A 21,889-nucleotide genomic window follows, 5' to 3' on the forward strand; every position below is an offset into this window, starting at 1 on the left:
GCCGCCTTTAGATTCGGATTTCTACCGCGATGAGCGGTTCTAATCAGGAAATCCGAATATAACAGCGGGCGGAAGCCCAAAACTTTCTGCAGTGACCCTTATTTACAGTATTTCTTTTTATAACATTAGCCTTACCTAAGACAGCAACACTCCAAGGAGGAGCATAAGATGAGCGACAACACATTTACCCAAGCCCACACCGGCTACCGTGCCCAGACCATCGAGCCGAAATGGCAGAAATTCTGGGACGAGAACAAGACATTCAAAACAAGTGAAGAAGCAGGCAAACCGAAGTTCTACGCCCTGGATATGTTCCCGTATCCTTCCGGCGCAGGGCTGCACGTAGGCCATCCTGAAGGCTACACCGCTACTGATATTGTTTCCCGATTCAAACGGATGCGCGGCTACAACGTGCTGCACCCGATGGGCTGGGACGCTTTCGGACTGCCGGCTGAGCAGTATGCGATGGATACCGGACAGCATCCGCGTGACATTACCTTCAAGAACATTGATAATTTCCGCCGCCAGATCAAGTCGCTGGGCTTCTCCTACGACTGGGACCGCGAGATTAGCACAACTGATCCGGGTTACTACAAATGGACGCAGTGGATTTTTATCCAGCTGTACAACCGCGGTCTGGCTTATGTAGCTGAGGTTTCCGTGAACTGGTGTGAAGCGCTGGGTACCGTCCTGGCGAATGAAGAAGTGATCGACGGCAAAAGCGAGCGCGGAGGCCATCCCGTGGTCCGCAGACCGATGCGCCAGTGGATTCTGAGAATTACCGAATACGCAGACCGTCTGCTCGAGGATCTGGATGAGCTGGACTGGGAAGAGAGCATTAAGGATATGCAGCGCAACTGGATCGGCAAATCGACCGGCGCTGAGGTGACTTTTGCCATTGAAGGGCATGAGGCTACGCTTGAAGTGTTCACCACCCGTCCGGATACCCTGTTCGGAGCAAGCTATTGCGTTGTGGCACCGGAGCATAAGCTGGTTGATGTGATTACAACAGAAGAGCAGAAGGCTGCCGTTGCAGACTACCGCGACAAGGCTTCGCGCAAGAGTGATCTGGAGCGTACCGATCTGGCCAAGGAGAAAAGCGGTGTCTTCACCGGCGCTTATGCGATTAATCCGGTGAACGGCGCACAGGTGCCGATCTGGATTGCCGACTACGTGCTGGCCGGCTACGGAACCGGAGCGATTATGGCTGTTCCGGGCCATGATACCCGTGACTGGGAGTTCGCCAAGCAGTTCGGCTTGAATATTATTGAAGTAGTGCAAGGCGGCAACGTCGAAGAAGAGGCTTATTCCGGCGACGGCCCGCACGTAAATTCCGGATTCCTCGATGGCCTGTCGAATACTGAAGCTATCGCCAAAATGATTGCCTGGCTGGAAGAGAAGGGCAGCGGCAAGGGCAAAGTAACCTACCGCCTGCGCGACTGGCTGTTCAGCCGCCAGCGTTACTGGGGGGAGCCGATTCCGATTCTGCATCTGGAAGACGGTACAATGAAGACCGTTCCTGTGGATCAGCTGCCGCTGGTACTGCCGGATGTGGATGCCATTAAGCCTTCGGGCACAGGAGAATCCCCGCTGGCGAATGTAACTGAGTGGGTTGAAACGATCGATCCGGAGACCGGCATGAAAGCCCGCCGTGAGACCAACACCATGCCGCAATGGGCCGGCAGCTGCTGGTACTACCTGCGTTATATCGATCCGCATAATGATCAGGAGCTGTGTTCACCGGAGAAGCAGAAGGAATGGCTGCCGGTTGACCTGTACATCGGCGGAGCCGAGCATGCGGTGCTCCACCTGCTGTATGCCCGCTTCTGGCACAAGGTTCTCTATGATATCGGCGTAGTCGATACGAAGGAACCGTTCCACAAGCTGGTGAACCAGGGGATGATCCTGGGGAACAACAATGAGAAGATGAGTAAATCCCGCGGCAACGTCATCAACCCGGATGAGATCGTGGAAGCGTACGGCGCAGATACACTGCGCGTCTACGAAATGTTCATGGGGCCGCTGGAAGCTACCAAGCCTTGGAACGAAAAAGGCGTGGAAGGCATCCACCGCTTCCTCTCCCGCGTATGGCGCCTGTTCGTGAACGAAGACGGCAGCATCAGCGCTAAGATCTCGGCAGATGGCGGTACCGATGAATTCAAACGGACCTGGCATAAGACGCTGAAGAAGGTAACCGAAGACTTTGAACATCTGCGGTTCAATACGGCAATCAGCCAACTGATGATTTTCATCAACGACGCTTACAAGCAGGAGAGCCTGTCCACAGAAGCGGCAGAACAGTTCGTCCAGATGCTGTCGCCGCTGGCACCGCATATTGCCGAAGAGCTGTGGCAGCTGCTGGGTCACGAAGGAAGCATCAGCTATGTCGCATGGCCGGCTTATGATGAAGCCTGGACCGTAGATGCGGAAGTGGAAATCGTCGTGCAGGTTAACGGTAAAATCGTTCAGCGCGCACTGATCCCTATGGATATGGGTCAGGAAGATATGCAGAACCATGCACTGGCCCTGCCGAACGTGAAGGCAGCCGTCGAAGGCAAAACCGTACGTAAAATTATTGCCGTTCCCGGCAAGCTGGTAAATATAGTAGTGGGTTAAGCGAAGAACGCAACATTGCCCGCAGCAACGGATGACTCCGTGCTGCGGGTTTTATTGGTTTCCGGCAGTGCACCGGAAGCGGAGAACGGAGCGGCAGAGCGTAGCTTAAGGCGGCATGGCAAGAGGAGAAGGACGATGGCAAGGCATACAGCCCTTGCAATAAGCTATGGCAATGGACGTTGGCAGAAGGCTATCGCCGCAGCTGCCTTAGCGGTCAAGTGGGCTCTGGACGATGCTGCTGCGCCCGAACAGCTCGTCGAGCTTTTCCACATCTTCATCGTATTTGTCATGCGTAGTGGTGATCAGGCGTTCGAATACCCCTTCCAGACTCGTGCGCAGGTGGTTCAGCGCTTCCGCTGTAATGCCTCCGCGGACGGCAACCCGTTCCTGCAGCCCCTGCGGGGTGAAGGAGCCTTCTGTCAGCAGCTTGCCTGTACCAAGCAGCATTTCACCGGCCAGACGGCTGACCAAGGCCTCATCAATGCCGGTTGCTTCTACAGCCGCTTCGATCCACCGTTCCAGGAAATAGCTGATGAACGCCGGGCCGCAGCTGGAGAAATCAGAGGCAATCCGCGTATGACTCTCCGGGATTTCCGCAGGAACACCAATACATGAGAATAGCCGGAGCAGGACCAGCCTGTCTTTTTTATTTAATCTGCTTCCGAAGATGCACAGAGAAGTCCCGCTTTTGACGGAATGGGTGATGCTGGGAATAATCTTGGCAATTTTGGAGGGCAGTACGGATTCAAGATGGTACAGCTGAACTGGACTAGTAATGGATACGACAATCTGCTCGCTGCGCAGGTAAGGGGCAATCTCATCGCTTAACATTTTGAACTGCAAAGGTTTGACACACAGAAACACGATATCGCTCTCGGACGCGGCTTCGATGTTGCCCGAGCATACAGTGATTCCGGGATGAAGCTTCTTCAGCTCCCTCAGCTTGCCCGGGCTGCGGTTGCTGGCCAGCACATCACACGGATCAAGGGCTCCCGAACGAAGAAAGGTGTCGATGAGCAGACCGCCCATGCTGCCTGTTCCGATAAATCCCACTTTCATCCTGTGGTTACCTCCTTTCTAATGTTGCTGGGTTCTGGGCTTACAGGAATACTCTTCGTTCAATGTATGCACGGCAGTCTTGGACAAATGACAGGTTTTAAGCTTGTTTTTGAATAAAATTCCAGTTTACTGAAGGAGGACAGCTTCATGGGCAAAAGAATGATCGGCTGCGCCATCGCCGCTGCCCTGTTGGGCGGCGGCCTAGTCTGGGCTGCAGACCACAGGGCAGAGAACGGCATCGCCGGGTGGGAGACCCTGAACGCCGGGATGGCGCAGGCGCTGGGGGTGGCGGATGGCGGCGCGGGAACGGCAGGGGAGAGTGGTGAAGAGGATAGCGGCGGTGCTGAAGGGGCAGCGGCTGTTGGTGGCAGCGGTGCCGGGAGTAGTAAGGCGCTGGCAGCGCCCGGAGGTGAGGGCGGTGCTGTAAGTGAGGCCGGAGGTAAGGGCGGCTCTGTAAGTGATAAGGCCGGAGGTGAGGGCAGTGCTGTAAGCGATAAGGCCGGAGTGGTTAATGGCACCGGGATTGCTGCTCCGGCGGGGACAGCCGGGGCAGCGGCAGGTGGGGCAGTGGCAGGTGGGGATGACGGGAATGCGAACGGTAAAGCCGGAGCGGCGGTTGGTGGCGGGAACGCAGGAGCAGCTGGGAGTGGGACCGCTAATGGCGGGACTGCTGGAGCAGTGGGAAGTGGCGGCGTAAGCGGTGGGATGGCAGGAGTAGCCGGAAACGAGGGCGGTGTAAATGGAGGGACGGCTGGAGTAGCAGGAAATGGCGCCGTAAGTGGAACGGCTGGGGTAGCGGGAAGTGGAGCCGTTAGCGGTGGTGAAGTAACTGGAGGTGCAGTGATTGGATCGGCGGGCAGCGGCGCTGCAGGTGGCGGGACAGTTGGTGCAGTTGGGAGCGCTGGAGCGGCAGGTGCCGCAGGTGCCGCAGCTCCAGCAGTGGCTGCTGATGGCAGGGTCAACGTGAACATTGCCGATACCGCAGCCCTGATGGACCTGCCGGGCATCGGGGAGAAGAAGGCGCAGGCGATTATCGAGTACCGCAGCAGCAAGGGAGCGTTCCGCAGCCTGGCCGATCTGGGCAAGGTGAAGGGGATCGGGCCGAAGCTGCTGGAGCAGTTGAAGCCGCTGGTGGCATTTTGAGTCCAGGGACCCGCTGGATGATTCGAACGGGCAACAGCATTCATATTGAAGCGTGTATACACTACAATTGACAGGGAATTACCGGGTTGTTGTTACACAAAGTTGTCTGATGGAGCCGAGTCTACCTGCCATGCCCAACCGTATGCTCCGCCAGTCAGGATAAGTGTATTTGGTACAACTAAAAACTGTAAAACTACTAATTTCTTAAAGTTAGTTGCACTTCGTACAACTAAAATACGTTGTGTGGCGATTTTAGCTCAGTAGATCGTGATATAAGTGTACGAAGTGCAATTAAACTGCTTTTTATCAGAATTTCAGTCTTTTTAGTTGTACAGAATACAGTTAAGTCCAGAAACTGAAAAGGAATAGTAACAGTAACAGGTCAAGCTTGAGCCTGCCGGAAACTGAGCTTAACGCCAGAATCGACGTTTCTATCAGCAATTGCGGTTTACGCAGCATGATGCTGTAATGAGAACGGTTGGCAGGCTAGTGTTAGGACAAGCTGTATAGTGAAAGAATGCTGCATTATGTTACAATAATGAACAACTATCTAAGAGGAAGTGGAGATTGCTGATGACTGTGGCTTACCGCAAGAACTGGGATACATACTTCATGGATATTGCCTGCATGGTCTCCACCCGTTCGCGCTGTCCCCGCCGCCATGTCGGCGCTGTGCTGGTGCAGGGCAAGAAGCTGCTGGGCACCGCCTATAACGGCGCACCGATGGGTGTTCCGGACTGCTCGGAAGCAGGCTGTATGGTCTCCGAGCAATATGAGCGGGAGATCATTGACGGCGTAGAGACCATGGTGAAGAAGCAGCGCTGTATCCGTACGATCCATGCTGAGCAGAATCTGCTGCTGTTCACAGACCGGAGTGACCGGGAAGGCAGTACCGTCTACGTCACGGATGAACCTTGCTGGACCTGTGCCAATATGTTAGCCAACAGCGGGATTGTAGAGATTGTCTATCTGCGTCCGTACCGCAAGGATATGGAGAAGGTTGAGGCCATGCTGTCCTCCAAAGGAATTGTGTTCCGCCAATTGGAGAACTATGAGCCGCCGAAGGAAACGATGATCTCGGTATCGGAATAACCGGAAGCATACCGGAGGACTTGCGTCACCACACAGAATATGGACAGGTTAGTGTTATGGATAGCTTCAGATCTTCAGGAGAAGAACCTCTGCTTACGCATGTGTTTGCGTTTGCAGGGGTTCTTTGTCGTTGCTGCGGCAGCGAAACAGGAAAAGAGTAGTTCCATTTTGACGGGAAGAAGAGAATAGGTCCATGATTAAAGGAGAGATGCTGATGAACAGAAGGCCGCTCTTAAGCTTCACGATCTGCTGGATTGCCGGAAGTGCGGCAGGCTGTCTGTTCTCCGGACGCAGTCTGCTGATCTACCTCGCAGGCTTGCTGCTATTGCCTGCAATCTGGGCGGTCAGCGGCGGTATACGCTGGAGAACGGCTGCTGTGATCGGACTGGCAATTGCTGCGGCAGCCATGTACTGGGAGTGGAGTGAGGCGCGTAACGTGAGCCTGCTGCCGGAGCAATTGGGGCGATCGGCAACCGAACTGAATGAGGCTAACGTTACAGCCGCTGGCGTTATTGCGTCTCCAGTGGAGCGGGACGGGGACCGGGTTGATTTTACGGTGAAGCTGTCACGGATCGGACTCGAGCGGCAGGGAAGTCAGGTGGACGAAACATCGGCGAATGTAGAAACGGGAGCTAAAGTAGCTACAAAAGAAAAAGTAGCTGTCGTGGTAGCGGCAGGGGCAGCAGCAGATGCAGAAAAAGGAGGAAGCGCAGCAGCTGAAGGTGCTGAAGCAGAAGCAGAAGCTGAAACAGGAGTAGGGGCAGACGCAATAACAGGAGCAGAAGAGGAAGCAAAAGGGGAACTGGTTGCCGTTCAAATCAAGCTTCAGGAAGAAAGCGAAATCGCTGTAGCTGCCCTATGGCAGCGGGGAGACCGGGTAGTCATTGAAGGAGAGCTGGCGCAGCCGCAGATAGCGCGTAACTTCGGCGGATTCGATTACCGGGCTTATCTGCTCACGAAGAAAATCCACTGGCTGTTAAAAGGGAGCGGAACAGTCAGCGTAAAGATTGCCCCTCCGGCATCGTGGCAGCTATCCGGCATTCTGCGCTGGAATGATAGGATGCGCGCCACCCTCGGCGCAGAGATGGAGCGCTTATTCGAGGAGCCGCATGCCGGTTATATGAAGGGACTTGTCATCGGCATCCAGGAGGATCTGGACCCGGAGACCTTTAAGCAATTCTCACAGCTGGGGCTGACTCATATTCTGGCGATCTCGGGAATGCATGTTGCGGTTTATGTCGGGGTGATCTTATTTCTTCTGCGCCGCTGCCGCTTCACGAGAGAAACAGCACTCACGGTAACATTACTGCTTGTACCAGCCTACGTATTGCTGTCCGGTGCCGGACCGTCAGTGGTTCGCGCCGGGATAATGAGCATGATTGCTCTGCTTGCCGCAAGGCTCAGTATCCTTAAGGATGGAATGAACATTCTGGCCGCTGCGGCGCTGATGATGCTGGTCTGGAACCCGTATCTGCTGCTCAGCGTCAGCTTTCAGCTGTCCTTTCTGGTGACAGCAGGTCTCATGGTGTATACGCCGCTGGCCGCGCCATTGTTCAGATGTTTATCTAACTGGCTGGGCAGCGCCCTCTCGGTAACCTTCATTGCGCAATTGGTCTCTTTCCCGCTAACGATATATTATTTTAACCAATTTTCGCTGCTGTCCTTTGCCGCCAATCTGCTGCTCGTTCCTTTCATCACGTTCCTGGTGCTGCCGCTTGGTACGCTGGCGCTGCTGCTTGGACGGTTCTGGAATACTGCAGCCCTCTTAACTGTGCAGCTTGCAGAGCTGCTGAATAATGCTACGTTTGCGGCGGTAGAGTGGGTAAACGGGTTTACGGCAGGTGTGCTTATCTGGGCTTCACCTTCATTACTGTGGATTTGCCTATACTACGGGCTACTTTACGGTGTGTTGTATGCGTTGAAGAGACGGACGGAGATTACGCTTGCTCCACAGTATATGGAGGATGAGACCCGGCCGCTGACCGAGCTGGAGCTGCCGGGAAAGAGCCGTGGTAAGGCCGGCAATACCAGCAGCAAGGCGGAGCCAGCGGCAGCTGCGAGCAGCAGAAGAGCCGCGCTGGCCCTCCAGGCATTTCCGCATTCAGACGCTACGCGCTGGAGCAGTCTCGCCGCTATGTTGTGCGCCGCAGGTTTAGCTCTTCTGCTCTACAAAGGCTACTACGCAGAAGACCTGAACGGGACGGGAGCGATCAGCTACCTGGATGTGGGGCAGGGAGACAGCATCCTGATTACCACGCCGGGCGGAGCCCATATTCTGGTGGACGGCGGCGGAACGGTGAGTTTCGGGAAGAAGGAAGCATGGCGAATCCGCCGCAGCCCGTTCGAGGTCGGAGCCAAGACGCTGCTGCCGCTGCTGAAGCAGCGGGGCATCCACCGGCTGGATGCGGTGATCCTGACGCATGGCGATCAGGACCATGCCGGAGGGCTGCAGGCGGTGCTCGAGGGTATGCCAGTGTCTGCTCTGCTGTTCAACGGCACGCTGGCGGATACGGAGCCGTACACCGAGCTGATGACTACAGCGCTTGCCGCAGGAGTCCGGCTGTATCCGGTACAGAAGGGCATGGTCCTGGCTCCGGATGAGGCGGCGCAGCTGCATTTTCTCTGGCCGGAGCCGCCTGCGGACGGGCAGACTCTGCTAAACGAGGTGGAGGATCAGAACCACGAATCGGTCGTGTTTCGGCTGGAGATGAACGGCCGCAGCTTTCTTTTCGCAGGCGATATGGACCAGGCAGCGGAGGAAGCGATATTGCAATCCGCACAGCAGGCCGGAATACAGGCAGGTAAGCCCATCGACATCCTCAAAGTCGCCCACCACGGCAGCAAAACCGCCACCAGCGCAGACTGGCTGACCTTCTGGCATCCGGCAGCGGCGGTAATCTCTGCGGGTGTGAACAACCTCTACGGGCATCCAAATGGCGATGTACTAGACCGGCTAAAAGACGAAAATACAGAGGTATACCGGACCGACCAGCATGGCGAGATTCAGCTTAAAGTGCATAAGGAAGCCATCACAATACGTCACAAACTCAACCATCGCCTAAACTGAGAATCCTTATTCGTATATAATAAGATCATAAGAGAGGGAGTGATCTTATTATATTTATTCTGACAGGACTTCTACTGCTGCTGACAGTGCAAACTGTCTACTTGCTCAACTACAAAAGCCAGATTCGCCAGATTGGCAATCAGCTGTCTTTTATTATGGAGCATCAGTCTCTTAAGTTTATAGCTACGCAATTGAAGCCAAAGGAAATCAATCATCTCGTTCGTGAATGCAACCTCCTGCTAAGCCGGCAGAGAGCGCTTGACGAGCAGTTCAGCCGGAAGAATCAGGAGATGAACTCCACGATTATCAGTCTGTCCCATGATATCCGGACCCCTCTCACTTCCCTGGACGGTTATCTCCAATTAGCGCTGCGGGCGGAGGCGGAGCAGGACCAGAGCCATTATGTAAGGCTTGCCCAGTCTAGAATACAGCAGATCATCAAGCTGGTGGACGAGCTGTTCTTATATACCAAGCTGCAGAATCCCGAATATATCTTTGAGCTGCGGCCTGTTGACGTTATAGGGGTGCTGAAGCGGAACCTGTTCACCTTCATTGAGGACTTCGCCCGGTGCGGGTATGAGCCTGAGCTTCAGCTGCCGGAGAGGCCTGTTATGGTGAGCGGGGATATGAATGCTGTAGAGCGGGTATTTGCCAATATTATCGGCAACTATTTCATACATGGAGACGGCCCGCTGTCAGTGGGAGTTGAAGATAGGCAGGATACTCTATGTATACGCTTCACTAACCGGCTCAAGGCAGGCAGCAAAGTGGATACCGAGAAGGTGTTTACCCGCTTTTATAAAGAAGATCCTTCGCGTACCCTTCATTCCTCCGGGCTTGGACTTTCAATTGTGAGCGCGCTGACCGGGAAAATGAACGGACACGCTGAGGCCGAGTGTATAAGTGACACCTTCAGCATTAGCACAGCATTCAAGAAAACAGCGAAGGGGCAGGCAAATGAGCGCTAACGTTAACGGGATCAGCAGGAGAATTCTAATCGTCGAGGACGATGAGCATATTAACGGAATCATTCATGATGGACTTACCGCCGCAGGATTTCTGTGCACCCGGGCGTATTCGGGCAGTGAAGGGATGCTGAATCTGGCGGAGCGTGATTACCACCTGGTTGTACTCGATCTGATGCTGCCCGGGCTGTCGGGGGAGGCGTTTATGCACAGCTTGCGTAAGGAGCTGAAGTCAGGAGTTCCGGTGATTATCCTCTCGGCCAAGGACCAACTGGATCATAAGCTGAACCTGTTCACGCTGGGCGCTGACGATTATGTAACCAAGCCCTTTGAACTGGAGGAGCTGGTCGCCCGCATCCATGTCCATATTCAGCGGACAGCTGCCGGCGAGCCGGTGAACGAATTCAGACACAAGAATCTGGTGCTGGACACCACTACCTACAGTGTTCAAATTCATGGAACGGCGCTAAATCTGACCCGGCAGGAGTACAGAATTGTTGAACTGCTGGTCAGGAATCCTACCCGGGTGTTCACGAAGCAGGATCTCTATGAGCTGGCCTGGGAGGAAATTTACCTTGGCGAGGACAAAACGATAACGGTACATATCAGCAATATCCGCAATAAAATCAAAACGCATGACAATGAAGCCTATATCGATACGATCTGGGGCATCGGCTTCAGGCTCAGTAAATGATGAGCTTTGAACTTTCTTAACCTTTTATTGGCGATATCTTAGTCTTGATCCTGTTAACTTAAGGGTAAGGAGGTGGCAGCCATGACTGATTGCATTATTGAACTATGCGGGCTTACTAAGAGGTACAAATCGAAAGCGGCGGTACGGAATGCCAATCTCAAAATATACCGGGGGGAAATTGTCGGGATCATCGGAAGGAACGGGGCGGGCAAATCAACCCTGCTCAAAATGATCGGCGGACTCGTGTATCCGACCTCGGGAGAGCTGCATTTTTTCAACCGCGCTGCAGCCGGGGAGCAGTCTTTTTTCGAGCGGATGGGTGTGCTGATTGAGAATCCCGGACTCTACCCCAATTATTCGGCCTATGAGAATCTGAATCTGCTTGCCATTGCCTATGGCCTCAAGGACAGGAACGGGGCTATAGAGAGATTGCTGAAGCTGGTGGGACTGGACAGTAAGAATACCTCCAAAGTCAAAAGCTTCTCCATGGGCATGAAGCAGCGGCTGGGGATAGCGGTTGCTTTGCTAGGCAGCCCCGATGTGCTGATCCTGGATGAGCCGATTAACGGACTTGATCCCCAAGGCATTGCCGAGATCAGACAACTGATTGTAGAGCTGAACCAGACTGGATTAACGATCCTCATCTCCAGCCATATTCTTGAGGAATTATCCAAGATAGCAACCAAGTATGCCATTATCCATCAGGGAGAATTCGTCCAGGTGATCTCCAGGGAAGAGTTGCAGCAGCGCTGCGAGGAACGGATCGAAATTGGCGTAGAGGAGGCCAGGATGGCCCTTCCAGTGCTGGAGCGTGAGCTGAAGATCACGAAATATAAGGTGGTTGACAGCCGGACGATATATGTATACGACGAGAATGTTCATATCCGGCAGATCGTCAAGGTGCTGGCAGAACATGGAGTCATGGTAGATTCCATAGCGAAGCATAAGCAGAGCCTGGAGCAATATTTCCTGGAGCTCACGGAAAGTGCAGGTGACCGCCATGATTAATCTGCTTAAAATGGACCTGTACCGCTTCAGGAGAAATAGAATGATGTATCTGCTGCTGCTGTTGTTCTGCGCATTTCAAATCTTCGGTATTTATATGATGAAGCAATACGAGCAGCCCCTGGAAGGCGGTATTCCGGTCAGCACTTTAACCGAGAGCGAATTCATCCAATATACGATCTCACAGCCGCCTTCATGGATGCTGATCTATATTGCAGTCTTCACGATCTATTTCTATATGAGCGAATTTAACTCAGGCTTCCATAAAAACTATATTTCAATGAGAAAAGCAAGAATCTACTCGGTACTCTCGAAAATAGTGATTCTCGCCCTTTTTGTAGCGATGCTGTTCCTGACGATGCTGATTGCGGATTGGATCGGGAGAAAGCTGTTTTTTGAGCATACGGACATGGGGGACCTTGCCACTATCATCAAGCTGCTGATCAGCCAATTCCTGCTGCACTGGGCGTTCGCGATGCTTATCCTCTGTATTGCCATGATCGCAAAGAACTTGCTCATCAGCTTAAGCGCGGGATTCATTCTGGCGCTGAATGTTATAGGGATGGTGCTGGGTGCGCTGGAATCCCAAATGGATGGTGTTCGTCTAACGAAATACCTGCTCATTAATACGATAGTCCGGGTGAAGGATTTCAATAGTCCAGCGGACATGGTGCATACGTTTGGCGTTGCAGCGGCAGTGATTCTATTATTCGGCATCCTTGCCGTCCGGTATAAGATCAGGGAGGATCTGAATTAGGGAATATTACGATAAAATCACTCTTTCTGGTATGCCCCCGGCAAACACTACGCTTCAAAAAAAAGCACCCGTCAGCTTGTCTCTCAGCTGGCGGGTGCCTTATTAATTAAAACTATATAAGCTGAATAAAAGAATATAACCAAAAGCGAGAAGGAACGGAAGGGGATTTTGGAACTGTAGGAGCGTTAGCGTTCGCCTTTAGGTTTGGATTTCTACCACGGACAGCGGTTAAATTCAGGAAATCCAAACCTAACAGCGGCCGGAAGTCCAAATATTCTCTGTAGTGACGGCTGAGCTTTAAGTTAGGTTCTTAGATTCAGCTTCTATTTCAGAAGCTGAAATCTTCATCCCGCAAAGGCTCCACGTTCATCGCGCGGACGTAGCCGTTGCCTTTTTTGGAGAAAAAGTCATGCTGCTTGGTGTGGGTGCTGATTCCGTTCTGGACGATCGGGTTGATCTCTTCCTCTGCGAACAGCGGGTCCAGCCCCAGGTTCATCATCGCCTTGTTGGCGTTGTAGCGCAGGAAGGCCTTCACTTCATCTACAAGCCCGATCTGGGCGTAGATTTGCTCGGTATACTGCTCCTCGTTGGCATGCAGCAGACGCAGCAGTCCGACCAGCGTCTGGTAGACATCGCGCTGATCGTCTTCGGACAGCTCCTCGAAGATCTCCTGGGCGAGCACGCCGACGTAGACGCCGTGGATGCTCTCATCCCGCAGGATCAGGTCGATGATCTCGCCGCTGCAGGTCATTTTGCCCTGGCCGGCCAGATAGAGCGGGTAGAAGAAGCCGCTGTAGAACAAGTAGCTTTCCAGCAGAACAGAGGCAGCCATTGCCAGATAGAGGTCTTTGGGCGACTCGATCTTCTTGTAATATTCCGAGATGGTCTCTGCCTTGAATTGCAGGAACGTATTGTCCTCCACCCAGCGGAAGATGCCGTCGATCTCCTCGGTCGAAGCCAGTGTTGTAAAAATACTGCTGTAAGACTTGGCATGGATCTGCTCCATCATCCCCATGAAGCCGAGGACCGCCTTGCGCTGCAAGCCGTCCACATGCTCCATAATCTGCGGCATGCCTACGCCGCCCTGGATGGTATCGAGCAGGGTCAGTCCGCCCAGCACCTTCATATAAGAGTCCTTTTCGATCTCGCTCAGCGTGAGCCAGGACATTTTGTCATCGGATAATGGAATTTCGTCGTCGGTCCAGAACTGCATAATATTCTGATTCCAGAACATCAGCGAGTAGTCGTCGTCGGGACGGTTCCAGTTCACGGCTTTGATTGCACTCATAATGATCTATTCTCCCTTTCTGTACCTGTGCCCGCTCTTAGATGGAGCAGGACAGGCATTCCTCGACAGACAGTTTATTGGTCCGGGTGTAGTACAGGGATTTCAGCCCTTTGTGTGCCGCATACAGGTAAGAACGGGCCAGCTCACGGGTCGTTACATCACTGTTCACATGCAGGACCGTTGAGATACCCTGGTCGATATGAGGCTGAATTTCCGCAATCAGGTCAATCACCTTGAACTGGTCCATCTGGTACGCTGATTTATAGAAGAATACATTGTCCGGACGCAGGTAAGGCATCGGATAGTAGGTGGTCGAGTTGGCATACGTGCGTGTCTCGATCTGTTCTACAATCGGCATTACACTGGACGTGGCATTCTGGATGTAAGAGATGCTCGCAGTCGGCGCAATCGCCAGACGGTAGGCATGGTACAAGCCGTTCTTCATCACATCATCACGCAGCTGCTTCCAGTCCTCGGTTGTAGGAATATAGATGCCCTCGAACAGCTCCTGCGCTCTTGCAGTAACCGGACGGTAGTCCGTGGTCAGGTAACGGTCGAAATACACGCCGGACGCATAATCGGATTCTGCGAAGCCATGGAAGGTCTCGCCAGTCTCCGCTGCGATCTGCATACTCTTTTCAATCGAATGGAAGTTCATCGTCATGAAGAAGGTCCGGGCGAAATCGCGGGCCTGCTCACTCTCATAAGCAATCTTGTTCTTGGCAAAGTAACCGTGCAGATTCATCACACCCAGGCCGACGGAGTGCATCTCTTTATTCGCTTTGGCCACGCCAGGAGCATTGGAGACCGTAGTCATATCGCTGACTGCAGTCAGTGCGAGCATGCCTTCATGAACGGATTCACGAATCTTGCCATGCTCCATCACATTCACAATGTTGAGGGAAGCCAGGTTGCAGCTGATATCACGGCGGATCGCGTCCTGCTCTCCATAGTTGTTAATCTCGGAAGTCTCCTGCAATTGGAAAATCTCGGTGCACAGGTTCGACATCTTGATCTGTCCCACATTACGCAAGGCGTGGGCGTTATTGGCATTGCTCTTGTTCATAATATACGGATAGCCCGATTCGAGCTGGATCATGGCGATTTTGGTCAGCATGTCGCGTGCGCTCATGGCAACCTTCTTCTTCACGCGCGAATCGGCGAGCAGGGTATCGTACATCACGTCCAGATCCATATCATCCAGATGCGTTCCATACGCCTGGAATACAGTATAAGGAGCGAATACATGCAGCGGCTGATTATCCTGCGCCAGCTTGTAGAAGCGGTTAGGCACGATCAGGCCGATAGACAACGTCTTCAGGCGTGTCCGTTCGTCGGCGTTGATTTTTTTGCTGTCCAGGAATTCGAGAACATCCCAGCCGAAAATATTATAATAAGCCGCGCCCGAACCCTTGCGCTGACCCATCTGGTCCGCGTAGGAGAAGCCGTCTTCCATGAGCTTCAGGACAGGCATGATGCCCTTGGCAGCATCCTCGACGCCCTTAATCGTCTCGCCGCGCGAGCGCAGCTTGGACAGATTGACCGCCACACCGCCGCCGATCTTGGACAGCTGCATGCAGGTGTTCAGTACATAGTTGATCGAATTGAGCGAGTCGTCCATTTCCAGCAGGAAGCAGGAGACCATCTCACCACGGCGGCTCTTGCCGGCATTGAGGAAGGTCGGGGTAGCCGGCTGCAGGCGCTGCTCCATCATCGAGCGGGCCAGCGTGCGGGCTGTCTCCACGTTGCCGCGTCCCAGATGCAGGGCCACCACAGCTACGCGGTCCGGGTAATGCTCAAGGTATTGCTTACGGTCATTGCTTTTGACGGCATAGTCTGTGTAGAACTTGGAAGCCGCCATATAGGAAGGGAACTGGAAGTTATATTCGTGGGCAATCCGGTAGACGTCCTCCATCTCAGCTGCGGAATAACGGTCATACAGGTCCTCGTAGTAATCATTGGCAATCATATAATCGATCTTCGCTTTGGTAGTTGTGAAGGTCAGGCTGCGCCGCTCCACATCCCGCATGAACTCGGCTACTGCCTCCTGGTCCTTATCCAATTGGAAAAAGCCGCTTTCGTCTCTCTTCATCAACATGTTGTTCAGTTCAATATGCCGCAACCCGGTCCACCTCCTGTTTTATGCGCTGTACATCACCAAATGTTCCCGACAACTCAAACTTGCCGACCACCGGTACGTTGTAACGCTGTGCAATTAAATCTGCGCTGTGCGCGTATAGCTCACCCCAGTTTTTGTTGCCGCTCGCGGCGATGCCTTTGAGCCTGGAATGGTTCTTCTCTAAGAAAGAAGCTACCTTCTCTGGAATCTGTCCAAATCCGGTGGTGTATGTAACAAGCACGTAAGGCTCGTCGATCGTCATATGCTCTTCGATTTGAACAGCGGGAAGCTTCAGCTTATTGATGAACCTTCTAACGTTGCCGGTCTTGGAATCGTAAGCAATCAACATGGTCCCTAACCTCCTATAACATGTAGCTATTTCTACTTGACAAATGATGGCGGGCAATTTCACTAGATTTATTGGCTTTTCTATTATATACACTATATTTAGTAACGTTTAATCATTTTACTACCATATATTGAAAAGTCAATAGACCAACTGGTCCTTCTAACCCCCTGATTTGCCCGTGAAAAAGGGAGAAAACCACGCCCCGCCTGCATTCTATTCTCTTATAATTTATTAGTATTTTTTTTAAGCTTTTTTGTGGGCCGGTGTCCGGCGAGAATTGATCAATAGTGAAAGAAAAGCATTCATTACCCTCCTTCATGCCCGGCCCCTGTCAATCTATAATAAAAGAAAAGTTCCGATACAGAAGGAAGATAGGAGTAAATTCATGAATAATGCTGCTGCAAAGCAAGCCCCTGCGGGTTCTTTGAAAACGGTTCCGCCTGGCAAAACACGGATCAAACGCTGGGAATCTCCGCTCGCCGGCTATCTGTTTCTCTCTCCGTGGTTAATAGGTTTTTTCCTGCTGACCCTGGGGCCGATGATTATGTCCCTGTATTACTCGCTTACCGATTACTCGCTGCTGGAAGCACCGGAGTGGGTCGGATTTGCCAACTACACGAGAATCTTCACCCAGGATGATGTGTTTCCGTCTTCGCTGCGGATCACGATTACCTTCGTGCTGCTGACCGTGCCGCTGCGGCTGATGTTCGCCCTGGCGATTGCCATGCTGCTGAACCGCAAGATCAGGGGGATCAGCTTTTACCGGACGATGGTGTATTTCCCCTCATTGATCGGGACAAGTATCGCTGTATCGATTCTCTGGAAGAATATTTTCAGCCGCAACGGCTTCATTAATGACTTCCTGGGGATCTTCGGGATCAAGGGACCGGCATGGATTGCGGATCCGAAGTATGCACTGGGTACGCTGATCCTGCTGATGGTCTGGCAGTTCGGCTCGTCGATGATTATTTTCCTGGCCGGACTGAAGCAGATCCCGGGTGATCTGTACGAAGCGTCGTCTGTGGACGGAGCCAGCAAATTCCGCCAGTTCATCTCGATCACACTGCCGATGCTCTCGCCGATCATTATGTTCAATGCCATTCAGACGATGATCAATACGTTCCAGATGTTCACCCAGGCATTTGTCATCACGAACGGCGGTCCGGTGAAATCTACGTTTGTCTACGTCATGTATCTGTATGAAGAAGCCTTTACCAAGTTCCACATGGGGTATGCCTCGGCGCTGGCCTGGGTTCTGCTGCTGCTGATCGGACTGTTCACGGCCGTGCTGTTCGGAACTTCGAAATATTGGGTGTTCTATGAATCGCAAGGAGGCAAGAAATAATGGATGCTACCCGCTCAAGCAAAAAAATATTAACGCATGTATCTCTCCTCGTCGTCAGTCTGATTATGATGTATCCGATTTTTTGGTGGCTGGGTGCCTCGCTGAAGACGAATGAGGAGATGAGTTCGGCGGGTCTGTTCCCGAAGATTCCGCACTGGGCCAACTTCTCCGAAGGCTGGGTATCGGTGCCGAACTTTACTTTTACCCACTTCTATCTCAATACCTTTGAGCTTGTACTAGGTGTGCTGTTCACAAGTGTGATCTCCTGCAGTCTGGTTGCCTTTGCATTCTCCAGACTTGATTTCCCGCTGCGCAATTTCTGGTTCGCCATTATGCTGGTTACCCTGATGCTGCCAACCCAGGTTACGATTGTACCCCAGTATGTCATGTTCAGCGGCTGGGGCTGGATCAACACCTATCTGCCGTTCTACATTCCCCATCTGTTCGCCGGCGGGATCGGCGGCCCGTTCTTCATCTATCTGTTAGTCCAGTTTATGCGCTCCGTCCCCAAAGAGCTGGATGAGGCGGCCAAAATCGACGGCTGCTCCTGGTTCAGCATCTACTGGAGAATTATGCTGCCGCTGGTGAAGCCTGCGCTGGTTACGGTGGCGATCTATGCCTTCCTCTGGAACTGGGATGATTTCTTCGGGCAGATGCTTTATATTAATACTGTTGAAAAATACACGATCAATCTCGCACTTAAGCTGTTCATAGATTCACAGGGATCAGTGCCGTGGGGCCAGATGCTAGCCATGTCGCTTCTATCCATTACTCCGTCCGTACTGATCTTCTTCCTCGCCCAGAAGCATTTCGTGGAAGGGATGTCTGCGGGGGCGTTGAAGGGCTAGGATGCCTTATAAATTATCTAATAAGAGGGAATTAAAGCTGCGATGGTTCGCGGCTTTCTTTCTATGATTAGGACCATACAGGTTTCATGAGATATAGCAGGAGGATTCCACATGCGGGTTAACCCCTTTAAAACGCTGCGCATCGATGTTGTTTTCTTCTTTGGCTTCGCGCTGATTGTGGCAGCCCTGGTCGGCGTGACTGTCTTTTTCAGTTATGTAAGCGGGTCCAGAGAAATTGCCGGCAACACATCCTATTACCAGCAGAAGCTGCTCATTGAGCTGCATAAGAAGCTGAACACCAATCTCGTGGATATTGAGCAAAGCTCCAATACGGCTGCTCAGAATTTGAGCGACCAGTATGAAGCGATGCTGAACGGCACCCCGTATGACCGGGTGCGGGGACAAGCCAGTATCCGCTCCCAATTGAACAACTATGTATTCGGGATGCCGATCCTGCAGTCAATCCATGTCTATTCGGATATGACGCCGACTTATAATGTGCAGGAGTTTGTACAGTTTCTGCCGCTTGCACAGATGGAGCAGGAGGTCTGGTATGAGGATTTGCGCAACTCCGATTACAGCTGGCTGAGAGAGCGGATTATCAAGACCAACAGCGGGGATACCTCGGTGATTAGCTTTGCCCGCAAGGTCCATAACCGCTTTAACCGGTCGATTGCTGTGATGATCTTCAATGTCCGGGTTCCGGCCTTTCAGTCGCTGATTGCCACGGAGGACAACCGCTCCAACCTGGCACTGCTTGATGCCACGGGCAAGCTGATTACAGCTACAGGCGACCCCGGCTTCTTCGTGCAGAATGAGGCGCAGATCAAGACCCATCTCGATTCTCAGACGAACGGCGCCAAGCGGACCGGTGACGAATTTCTCGTATGGTCCTCATCGCTCGATTCCCAGTGGTCACTGGTAGAGATTACCTCCTGGAGTCAGATCACGGCGGGAAGCCTGAAGCAGACGCAAATTATTCTGGCATTCGGGATCGCCACCATTGTGCTGATTCTGCTGCTGGCTGTATTCCTGTCCCGTCAGTTCGTCAAGCCGATTGGACTGCTGCTGAAAGCAATGAGCAATTTTTCACTAAGTAAACGGACTTCGCTGCCTGAAGATTACCGGAATGAATTCGGCCGTCTGTTCCAAGGCTATGAGAAGCTGACCTACCGGATTGAAGAGCTCTATGAGAGCCTGGAGGAGCAGCATGAGCGGCAGCGGGCTGCTGAGATTAAAGCGCTGCAGATGATGATCAACCCTCATTTCCTCTACAATTCGCTGGATCAGGTCAACTGGATGGCGATTGAGGCTTCGCAGCCGCAGATAAGCAATATGCTGGCGCATCTGGGACAATTTTTCCGGCTCGCCCTATCAAACAGTGATAGTCTTGTACCGCTGTCGGAGGAGCTGGCCCATATTGAGAGCTATCTGCAGTTCCAGAAGATCCGCTGGGAGGACCGCCTGGATTACCGTGTGCTGCTCGAAGATGAGGCCCGAAACCTGTTTGTGCCCAAAATTATTCTGCAGCCGTTTGTCGAGAATGCCTTCATACACGGGTTCCACGGTAAACAGCAGGCATCGTTAACTATTGCGGTCAGTATCCAGAATAACCGGCTGCTGCAGATTACCGTGACAGATAACGGCCGCCAGCTGCAGGAGAACTGGCAGGAGAAGCGGAGTGCCAAGGGCGGTTACGGGCTGCGGAATGTCCGCGAACGGATTGTTGCGCTGTTTGGTGAACCCTACGGCTTCACGCTGGGCAACTCACCGGATGGCGGTACACAGGCGGTCATCCTTCTGCCTATAGTCCATACACCATCTCATAAAGGAGGATTGAAGCATGTGGAAAGTAGTGATCATTGACGATGATTTCCAGGTCGTGAGGGGACTCCGTAAAGTCATTCCCTGGGAAGAGCTGGACGCCGAATTTGCCGGTGAAGCCATTGATGGCGAGGCAGGCCTCAAGCTGATTGCCGAGGTGAACCCGGATATAGTCCTGACCGATATTTATATGCCTGTGATGAACGGGATTCAGATGATCGAACAGCTGAAAGCCGGGGATTTCGCCGGCCGGTTCGTGATCTTAAGCGGATACAATGATTTCGAATACGCCCGGACTGCGCTCCGCCTCGGGGTGGATGATTATTTGACCAAGCCTGTGACGGTGGAGCAGATCCGCAGCGTATTGTCGGTAACGATTGAGAAGCTGGAGGAGACCTATCTGCACCGTCTGAATCTTGGAGAGGTGCAGTCACCTGAGCGGCGTGAAGAGCTATGCCTTGAGGAATGGCTGGCCGGCGAGCTGAACGGCTGGGGCCAGAGCTCCGAAGCATCGGTTCCGGCGGAGCTGCTTAACGAACGGAAATATACGGTGATGATCATCGAGGTGCTGTGGACCGAACGCATCCGCAGTATTTCCCTGGCGGATTGGAGCCTGTTCAAATTCGCTGTCTCCAACATTGTTGCCGAGGTGTCCGGCCGGGAGTGGCCGGACACCTGCTTCGTCTGGCTGTTCGGCAACCATGCAGCACTGCTGCTGCCATCGGCAGAGCGGGAGGGGGGGCAGGCAATAGGGCAGGCTGCAGACCGGCTGGGAGAGCTGATGGTGGGCAGCATGAAGACCTATCTCGGACTTGAGATCCGCTTCGGGACCGGCACTGCGAAATCCGGCTGGAGAGGAATCAAACCGTCCGGCGACGAGGCGCTGCAGAGACTGTTCGCCAAGCAGCCGCTGAATCTGCAAAGCGGGAATAATCCGGATGATGGAAAAGCGGCTGCAGCAGTTGAGGTGTCCCTGCTGACCGATTACTACCAGAGTATAACCAAAGCGCTGCAGGAAGAGCGTGACGATGAAGTCATGCGGCTGATCCGCCTGTACCTGCACCGCAGACAGCCGGAATTGCCGGTGGATCCGGTATCCTTCCGGATGCTGGCAGCTGAGCTCTGGACCATGCTGCATAACGCCATGCTGATGGCGGGAATTCCCGGCCGCAGCGATGATGAAGGGCTGGCGCTGCGCGAGCTGAGTGAGATGACGGAGCTTCCGAAGATTGAAGAATGGCTGGAGACACAGCTCCGCAGCCTCCGCCGGGCGCAGGTTCCGGCTATTCAGGAGAAGCACCGCAAAGCGGTACAATTCATGACGGAATACATCCACAAGCATTATGCGGAGGATATTACGCTGGAGCTTCTGGCCTCGCAGCTGTATATCTCCAAGAATTATTTAAATCAGCTGTTCAAGAAAGTGACCGGAGAAACGTTCACCAACTACGTTATCCGTGTGCGGATTGAGAAGGCCAAAGCGCTGCTGCTGGAAGGCAGCCATCTGATCTATGAGGTCTCGGAGATGGTTGGATACCAGAATGTTCCATATTTCAGCACCCTGTTCAAGAAGTATTGCGGTGTCAGTCCCAGTGAGCTGATCAAACGCTAGATTGAAGTGGATATTGAAAGATTTGTGTTCATTACTCTTCTATACGGTGAATAGCCCCGGTGATAATATCGACCTATAAATGTTGGCTCAGCTGACAGAAGGGGGA

16 protein-coding genes are annotated in these 21,889 nt (G+C 53.0%); 12 read left to right on the top strand and 4 right to left on the bottom strand.

Annotated elements, in window-relative coordinates:
- Window positions 1–168: 168 nt before the first annotated feature.
- Entirely contained in the window at window positions 169–2,616 is a 2,448-nt protein-coding gene (gene leuS, locus NSQ73_RS05800; protein ID WP_076245101.1) for a leucine--tRNA ligase, read from the top strand.
- 207 nt (window positions 2,617–2,823) lie between these two features.
- On the opposite strand, the gene comER is transcribed toward leuS, so the two are convergent.
- A complete protein-coding gene (comER, locus tag NSQ73_RS05805; protein ID WP_042139487.1) occupies window positions 2,824–3,675 on the bottom strand; it encodes a late competence protein ComER in 852 nt (283 codons plus the stop codon).
- 147 nt (window positions 3,676–3,822) lie between these two features.
- Between comER and NSQ73_RS05810 the strand changes: the two genes are divergently transcribed.
- The 7 genes from NSQ73_RS05810 to NSQ73_RS05840 all read left to right on the top strand — a co-directional run bounded on the left by NSQ73_RS05810 (window position 3,823) and on the right by NSQ73_RS05840 (window position 12,398).
- Window positions 3,823–4,818 (top strand): ComEA family DNA-binding protein, encoded by a 996-nt coding sequence (locus NSQ73_RS05810; protein ID WP_340985695.1) that lies wholly within the window; start codon window positions 3,823–3,825, stop codon window positions 4,816–4,818.
- A gap of 573 nt (window positions 4,819–5,391) precedes the next feature.
- The gene (locus NSQ73_RS05815) at window positions 5,392–5,910 is read left to right on the top strand and encodes a deoxycytidylate deaminase (RefSeq protein ID WP_039300969.1); all 519 of its coding nucleotides are present in this window, start codon (window positions 5,392–5,394) and stop codon (window positions 5,908–5,910) included.
- 193 nt (window positions 5,911–6,103) lie between these two features.
- Window positions 6,104–8,977, top strand: a complete 2,874-nt coding sequence (locus NSQ73_RS05820) for a ComEC/Rec2 family competence protein (protein ID WP_340985696.1) — start codon at window positions 6,104–6,106, stop codon at window positions 8,975–8,977.
- Between the two features lie 101 nt (window positions 8,978–9,078).
- Window positions 9,079–9,945, top strand: a complete 867-nt coding sequence (locus NSQ73_RS05825; protein WP_340985697.1) for a sensor histidine kinase — start codon at window positions 9,079–9,081, stop codon at window positions 9,943–9,945.
- The gene (locus NSQ73_RS05830) at window positions 9,935–10,636 is read left to right on the top strand and encodes a response regulator transcription factor (RefSeq protein ID WP_340985698.1); all 702 of its coding nucleotides are present in this window, start codon (window positions 9,935–9,937) and stop codon (window positions 10,634–10,636) included. Before NSQ73_RS05825 ends, NSQ73_RS05830 begins: the two co-directional genes overlap by 11 nt.
- Before the next feature lie 81 nt (window positions 10,637–10,717).
- On the top strand, window positions 10,718–11,644 hold the full coding sequence (locus NSQ73_RS05835) for an ABC transporter ATP-binding protein (RefSeq protein ID WP_340985699.1): 927 nt from the start codon (window positions 10,718–10,720) through the stop codon (window positions 11,642–11,644).
- Window positions 11,637–12,398: an ABC transporter permease gene (locus NSQ73_RS05840; protein WP_340985700.1), complete on the top strand. Its 762-nt coding sequence runs from the start codon at window positions 11,637–11,639 to the stop codon at window positions 12,396–12,398. Before NSQ73_RS05835 ends, NSQ73_RS05840 begins: the two co-directional genes overlap by 8 nt.
- A 328-nt stretch (window positions 12,399–12,726) precedes the next feature.
- Here NSQ73_RS05840 and nrdF read toward each other — a convergent pair whose 3' ends face one another.
- The 3 genes from nrdF to nrdI are packed head-to-tail and all read right to left on the bottom strand — an operon-like array spanning window position 12,727 to window position 16,154.
- Window positions 12,727–13,686, bottom strand: coding sequence for a class 1b ribonucleoside-diphosphate reductase subunit beta (gene nrdF, locus NSQ73_RS05845; protein WP_042139485.1), 960 nt, complete (start codon window positions 13,684–13,686; stop codon window positions 12,727–12,729).
- Between the two features lie 37 nt (window positions 13,687–13,723).
- Window positions 13,724–15,808, bottom strand: coding sequence for a class 1b ribonucleoside-diphosphate reductase subunit alpha (gene nrdE, locus NSQ73_RS05850; RefSeq protein WP_340985701.1), 2,085 nt, complete (start codon window positions 15,806–15,808; stop codon window positions 13,724–13,726).
- A complete protein-coding gene (nrdI, locus tag NSQ73_RS05855; RefSeq protein WP_042139483.1) occupies window positions 15,795–16,154 on the bottom strand; it encodes a class Ib ribonucleoside-diphosphate reductase assembly flavoprotein NrdI in 360 nt (119 codons plus the stop codon). The genes nrdE and nrdI overlap by 14 nt, the downstream gene beginning before the upstream one ends.
- Window positions 16,155–16,539: 385 nt before the next feature.
- Between nrdI and NSQ73_RS05860 the strand changes: the two genes are divergently transcribed.
- The 4 genes from NSQ73_RS05860 (at window position 16,540) to NSQ73_RS05875 (ending at window position 21,783) form a co-directional block, all read left to right on the top strand.
- Window positions 16,540–17,499 (top strand): carbohydrate ABC transporter permease, encoded by a 960-nt coding sequence (locus NSQ73_RS05860; RefSeq protein WP_076245091.1) that lies wholly within the window; start codon window positions 16,540–16,542, stop codon window positions 17,497–17,499.
- The gene (locus NSQ73_RS05865) at window positions 17,499–18,347 is read left to right on the top strand and encodes a carbohydrate ABC transporter permease (protein ID WP_076245089.1); all 849 of its coding nucleotides are present in this window, start codon (window positions 17,499–17,501) and stop codon (window positions 18,345–18,347) included. Before NSQ73_RS05860 ends, NSQ73_RS05865 begins: the two co-directional genes overlap by 1 nt.
- Window positions 18,348–18,458: 111 nt before the next feature.
- Window positions 18,459–20,213: a sensor histidine kinase gene (locus NSQ73_RS05870; protein ID WP_340985702.1), complete on the top strand. Its 1,755-nt coding sequence runs from the start codon at window positions 18,459–18,461 to the stop codon at window positions 20,211–20,213.
- Window positions 20,191–21,783 carry a response regulator transcription factor gene (locus NSQ73_RS05875; protein ID WP_340985704.1) on the top strand — a complete coding sequence of 531 codons (1,593 nt, stop codon included), beginning with the start codon at window positions 20,191–20,193 and terminating at the stop codon, window positions 21,781–21,783. The genes NSQ73_RS05870 and NSQ73_RS05875 overlap by 23 nt, the downstream gene beginning before the upstream one ends.
- Window positions 21,784–21,889: the final 106 nt, after the last annotated feature.

Source organism: Paenibacillus sp. FSL R10-2736 (assembly GCF_038000245.1).
GTDB lineage: Bacteria > Bacillota > Bacilli > Paenibacillales > Paenibacillaceae > Paenibacillus_AQ > Paenibacillus_AQ phytohabitans.